This window comes from Agriterribacter sp., from assembly GCF_035444585.1.
Taxonomy (GTDB): Bacteria; Bacteroidota; Bacteroidia; order Chitinophagales; family Chitinophagaceae; genus Agriterribacter.
On sequence record NZ_DAOMOZ010000350.1, the window covers coordinates 1 to 2888 of the forward strand.

At 45.4% G+C, this 2888-nt stretch carries 4 protein-coding genes; all 4 read left to right on the forward strand.

Annotated elements, in window-relative coordinates; translation table 11 throughout:
* Positions 1-6 precede the first annotated feature (6 nt).
* Positions 7-162 (forward strand): winged helix-turn-helix domain-containing protein, encoded by a 156-nt coding sequence (locus PLH26_RS21865; RefSeq protein WP_502876433.1) that lies wholly within the window; start codon positions 7-9, stop codon positions 160-162.
* 32 nt (positions 163-194) lie between these two features.
* Positions 195-1100, forward strand: coding sequence for an alpha/beta hydrolase (locus PLH26_RS21315; protein WP_324588034.1), 906 nt, complete (start codon positions 195-197; stop codon positions 1098-1100).
* Positions 1101-1191: 91 nt separating this feature from the next.
* Positions 1192-1923: a YggS family pyridoxal phosphate-dependent enzyme gene (locus tag PLH26_RS21320; RefSeq protein ID WP_324588035.1), complete on the forward strand. Its 732-nt coding sequence runs from the start codon at positions 1192-1194 to the stop codon at positions 1921-1923.
* 39 nt (positions 1924-1962) lie between these two features.
* A partial coding sequence (locus tag PLH26_RS21325; protein ID WP_324588036.1) for a GNAT family N-acetyltransferase occupies positions 1963-2888 on the forward strand: 926 nt, incomplete at its 3' end.

A 2888-nucleotide genomic window follows, 5' to 3' on the forward strand; every position in this document is an offset into this window, starting at 1 on the left:
AATGCTATAAAAAACAATAAAAAGATAACCTACACGGCGCTATCGGAGCTGGTAGGCATAGCGCCAACAAATGTGGCGAGGAATATAAAGAAGCTGATCGAATCTAAAAAACTTACACGTGTTGGCCCGGCAAAAGGCGGCCATTGGGAAGTTGCAGATTAATATAAAAAATGTGACCATATAAAAAATTACTCATGCTGTACCGTTTCGCTCTATTTTTTTTACTAACAGGCAACTGTTGTTTTGCACAACAGGAAATCCCTTTGTACGCCGGAAATATCCCCAATTCAACAGGCGCACCAAATGAAGAAAATAGAAAAGCGAATGAACTGGTAGATTCACTCACCTTCAACGTATCCATTCCAACACTTACCGTTTTTCTTCCGCCAAAAGATAAAGCAAATGGTACAGCGGTTATTATTTGTCCCGGAGGTGGCTATCATGTGTTGCTTACCAAACGCGAAGGAACCGATGTAGCCCGAACTTTCAACAAGCTGGGCGTAACCGCTTTTGTTTTGAAATACAGGTTGCCGTCTGATAAAACGATGAAAGACAGATCCATCGGGCCATTGCAGGATGCACAAAGAGCCATTCAACTGGTTCGGCAAAATGCCCCTCAATGGAACATTGATCCCCAAAAGATCGGTATCATGGGTTTTTCAGCGGGAGGGCACCTGGCTGCCACAGCAGGTACGCATTACCGTGAACCATTGATTGAAAACAGAGAAGGCGTGAACCTCCGTCCCGATTTCATGCTGCTGATCAACCCGGTGATCAGCTTTACCGATAGGATAGGACATACCGGGTCGCGTAACAATTTACTGGGTAACGCACCAACGGAAAAACAAATTCTCCTCTACTCCAACGAGCTGCATGTTAACAAATCAACCCCTCCGGCTTTTCTGGTACATTCCAATGCCGACTCGGTAGTTCCTGTTGCCAACAGCCTGTCTTTCTATTCTGCTCTTAAGCACAATGGCGTAAGCACCGGACTGCATATTTATGCGAAAGGGGAACACGGTTTTTTAACCACCCCCTCCTTTGATGAATGGTTTGGCAGATGTGCGTACTGGATGAAGGAAATGGAACTGATCCCCTAAGACTGTAAAGAAGTTGTGTTTCCGGTTACGGATGAACGCGGTTGCAGACAAAAGCATAGCATATTCAATTAATCGTCACCTTTGCATCACTATGAGTACGATCATTGAAAATCTTGCGGCCATTAAGCAACGTATCAGGTCAGCCTGCGATCAATGCGGCAGGGATGAAGGTTCGGTAAAGCTGTTGCTTGCCACCAAAACCGTATCTGCCGAAAATATCAGGATCGCTTTGCAACAGGGCGAAACGCTGATCGGCGAAAATAAAGTGCAGGAGCTGAAAGAAAAATTTGAAGCATTAAAAGACATTCCACACGAAACCCATTTTATCGGGCATCTGCAAACCAACAAAATAAAAGAAGTAATCAGGTATGCCGGTTGCATCCAGTCTGTTGACCGGCTGGAACTGGCTCAGAAGCTCAACCGGCGCCTTCAGTATGAGGGCAGGAGCATTGATGTTTTGATACAGGTTAACACCTCCGCTGAGGAAAGTAAATTCGGCGTGGCCCCCGAAAACGCCGTTCAACTGGTTAAAGCAATAGCCGCAATGGACGCCATCTGCATCAAAGGATTAATGACGATCGGTATTTTTAGCGCGGAAACCGAAAAGGTGAGGAAGTGTTTTCGATTGCTCAAAAATATTCAGGATCAAATTAAAGACTTAAACCTCCCCAATGTTACCATGGATGAGCTTTCGATGGGAATGAGCGGCGACCTGGAAACGGCCATTTCCGAAGGCGCAACAATAGTAAGGGTGGGCACGGCGGTATTCGGGAGAAGAGCATATCCCGACAGCTATTACTGGAATGAAAACCCAAAGGAATAATTTATATTACAGGAATTCCTGCGTAACAAAAGTATAAAAATGACCATAGAGCAAATAGAAATAGGAGGCCTGCGTTTTGAAGATTACAGGCAACTGCTGGAAGCAATGAAAGCTTCATACAGTGGCTGGCAGGGCGGTTACTGGAGTCCCGGTGCTATTGAAAGGCTTATCGAAAAATTTCCCGAAGGACAGATCGTTATAAAAGCAGATGGCGTGGTGGTGGGATGTGCATTATCCATTATTGTAGACTATAAAAGATTTGGTGATAATCATACATACAAACAGATCACCGGAAATTATACATTCAATACGCATGATCCCCAGGGAGACGTATTGTATGGCATAGAGATATTCATTCATCCGGGTTACCGCGGGCTGCGGCTGGGCAGAAGACTATATGATGCCCGAAAGGATCTTTGTGAAAACCTGAACCTGAGAGCGATCGTGTTTGGAGGGAGACTGCCGGGATACCATGAACACGCCGGTCAGCTGAGTCCCAAAGCATATATAGCGAAAGTAAAAAGCAAAGAAATATACGACCCGGTACTCAGCTTTCAGCTTGCCAATGATTTTCACGTGGTAAAAGTATTGCACAATTACCTGCCCGAAGACGAGCAAAGTAAAGAATACGCTACCCTGCTGCAATGGTTCAATGTATATTATGCTCCCGCCCCCAAACACCTGTTCAATGTAAAAACCTTTGTGCGGCTTGGGTTAATACAATGGCAAATGCGACCCTATAATAACCTGGATGAGCTGTTTCGCCAGGCGGAGTATTTTGTTGATTCCGTTTCTGCATACAAAAGCGACTTCGCCCTGTTCCCCGAATTGTTCAATGGTCCGCTGCTGGCAGGCTTCAATGAAATGCCTGAAGCAGAGGCCATGCGATCGCTTGCCCAATATACACCGGAGATCAAGGTTCGTTTCCAGGAAATGTCCATCCGTTACAACGTAAATATCATCAC

Coding starts and splice junctions, on each gene's coding strand:
- PLH26_RS21320 (WP_324588035.1), top strand. CDS start 1,192: ATGAGTACGATCATTGAAAATCTTGCGGCCATTAAGCAACGTATCAGG.
- PLH26_RS21315 (WP_324588034.1), top strand. CDS start 195: ATGCTGTACCGTTTCGCTCTATTTTTTTTACTAACAGGCAACTGTTGT.